We start from the raw sequence: 393 nt of genomic DNA, 5'->3' as shown, positions 1-393 counted from the left end.
CAATTTACCATCTTCCATCCCATTGATTGGTTGTCCGTTTAATAAATAAGCTGTATTTTGGCTACTAAAACCACGTAAAAACATTTGAGAATCACCAAATCCTGAAGATTGCCCAGATACATAAACAGAAGGAGTTGTAGTAAAAATTTCTGGGAAATCTACATTCCCTATTGCTTTATCTTCAAGAGTAGCTTTTGTAATTGTAGAAACAGCTACAGGAGTTTTACGATCCTCTGCAATATCAATCACCCCTTTACCAATGATTAATGTTTCTCCTAAAGATACGTTTTCGCCCTGTTCAACCTTTGTAGAATCTGTTGGTTCAACAACTTGGGCGAAAGATAATGATGCCATTAAGGCAAAAGCTCCTACTAGTAAAAGCTTAGTTGAGTT

Annotated in this window: 1 protein-coding gene; it reads right to left on the bottom strand. The window is 36.1% G+C overall.

Features of this window, described 5'->3' with window-relative positions:
- Positions 1–354: TonB-dependent receptor plug domain-containing protein (locus QWI17_RS09905; RefSeq protein WP_302722349.1), on the bottom strand; the 354-nt coding region annotated here is incomplete at its 3' end.
- Between the last annotated feature and the right edge of the window lie 39 nt (positions 355–393).

The organism is Gilvimarinus gilvus (assembly GCF_030518155.1).
In the GTDB taxonomy this organism is placed as follows: domain Bacteria; phylum Pseudomonadota; class Gammaproteobacteria; order Pseudomonadales; family Cellvibrionaceae; genus Gilvimarinus; species Gilvimarinus gilvus.
Note: the sequence above shows the minus strand (reverse complement) of the source record. Positions and strands in the feature narration are given on the sequence as shown.